Annotated in this window: 1 protein-coding gene; it reads left to right on the top strand. The window is 73.1% G+C overall.

Annotated elements, in window-relative coordinates:
- The coding region (locus ABEB00_RS17155; RefSeq protein ID WP_345620592.1) for a type I polyketide synthase at positions 1-2,221 on the top strand (2,221 nt) is incomplete at both ends.

Below are 2,221 nucleotides of genomic sequence, written 5' to 3'. Positions count from 1 at the left end.
GAGTGTCCCTGGCGTGGGGCCTGTGGGAGCAGGCCACCGAGATGACCGCCCACCTCGACACCGCCGATCAGGCCCGGGTGACCCGGAGCCGCAGCCAGACCATCGCCTCCGACGAGGGCCTCGACCTGTTCGACGCGGCCCTGCGCGCCGGTGATCCCCTGCTCGTCCCGATCAAGCTGGATCTGCGGTCCATGCGCGCCGATGCCACGGCCGGCCGAGGCATACAGCACCTGATGCGGGGCCTGGTCAAGGTGTCCCGGCAGGTCGCGCGGGCCGCCGCCACCAACGAAGGAACCGGCGAACTCGCGGAACGGCTGGCCGGATTGGACGCGGCGGAGCAGGAGGCGCTGCTGCTGGAGCTGGTGCGCAAGCACGCGGCGACCGTGCTCGGCCACGCCGGCCCCGAGGGTGTCAAACAGGACGTGGCGTTCCGCGACTCCGGCTTCGACTCGCTCACCTCGGTCGAACTGCGCAACCGGCTCCGCGAGGCCACCGCCCTCAAACTGCCCGCCACCGTCGTCTTCGACCACCCGACCCCGCTCGCCCTGGCCCGTCATCTGCACGGCGAACTGGGGGAGACGACGGTGGCGGTCGCCCCCGCGGTCGCACTCGCCGACCCGGACGAGCCGATCGCGATCGTCGGCATGGCCTGCCGCCTCCCCGGCGGCGTCAACAGCCCCGAAGACCTGTGGCGGCTGGTGTCCGAGGGCCGCGACGCGATGTCCGGCTTCCCCGACGACCGGGACTGGGACTTGGAGGGGCTGTTCGACTCCGACCCTGACAAGGCCGGCACGTCCTACGTCGACCAGGGCGGCTTCCTGCACGACGCCGGCCTGTTCGACGCGGCCTTCTGGGGGATCTCGCCGCGTGAGGCGCTGGCGATGGACCCGCAGCAGCGGCTCCTCCTGGAGACCTCCTGGGAGGCGCTGGAGCGGTCCGGTATCGATCCCCTCTCCCTGAAGGGCACGGACGTCGGCGTGTTCTCCGGCCTGATGGGCCAGGGCTACGGCTCCGGCGGCGAGATCCCCGCCGAGCTGGAAGGATTCGTCACCACCGGCGCCGGCAGCAGCGTGGCCTCGGGCCGGGTCTCGTACGTCTTCGGCTTCGAGGGCCCCGCGGTGACCGTGGACACGGCCTGCTCGTCCTCCCTGGTCGCCATGCACCTCGCGGCCCAGGCCCTGCGGAGCGGCGAGTGCTCCCTCGCCCTGGCCAGCGGCGCGGCCGTCATGTCCAGCCCCGGCGCCTTCGTCCAGTTCTCCCGGCAGCGGGGACTGGCCTCGGACGGACGGTGCAAGTCGTACGCGGACGCGGCCGACGGCACGGGCTGGGCCGAGGGCGCGGGTGTGGTCGTACTGGAACGGCTGTCCGAGGCCCGCCGCAACGGGCACCAGATACTGGCGGTGGTCCGGGGCAGCGCCGTCAACCAGGACGGTGCTTCGAACGGCCTGACCGCTCCGAACGGGCCGTCGCAGCAGCGGGTGATCCGCAAGGCGCTGGCGAACGCCGGGCTGTCCCCGGTGGACGTGGACGCGGTCGAGGGGCACGGCACCGGCACGGTCCTAGGCGACCCGATCGAGGCGCAGGCCCTGCTCGCCACCTATGGCCAGGACCGCGAACAGCCGCTGTGGCTCGGCTCGCTGAAGTCGAACATCGGGCACACCCAGGCCGCTTCCGGTGTCGCCGGCGTCATCAAGATGACCGAGGCCATGCGGCGCGGCATCCTGCCGCCCACACTGCACGTGGACGCCCCCTCGTCCCAGGTCGACTGGTCGGCCGGAGCGGTCGAACTGCTCACCGAAGCACGCGACTGGCCCGAGACCGGACGCCTCCGCCGGGTCGGCGTCTCCTCCTTCGGCCTGAGCGGTACGAACGCGCACCTGATCCTGGAGCAGGCACCGGAGGAGCCCGCCGTCGAGCCGGTGACCCCGGGCGATGGTCCGGTGCCGGTGGTGAGGCCCGTGTTGGTGCCGGTGGTCGTCTCGGCGCGGAGTGCCGGTGCGCTGGCCGGGCAGGCGGGACGGCTGGCGTCGTTCATCGACGGGGGTGACACCCCCTTGGCGACCGTCGCGGGGTCGCTCGTGTCCCGGCGGGCGGTGCTGTCGGAGCGAGCCGTGGTGGTCGCCGGGTCGCGGGAGGAGACGGTGGCCGGCCTGGCGGCGCTGGCCGCGGGTGAGTCCTCGCTGAGTGTGGTCACCGGCTCGGAGAGCGGCGGCGGCACGGT

The organism is Streptomyces ziwulingensis (assembly GCF_039542605.1).
Classification (GTDB): Bacteria; Actinomycetota; Actinomycetes; order Streptomycetales; family Streptomycetaceae; genus Streptomyces; species Streptomyces ziwulingensis.
Note: the sequence above shows the minus strand (reverse complement) of the source record. Positions and strands in the feature narration are given on the sequence as shown.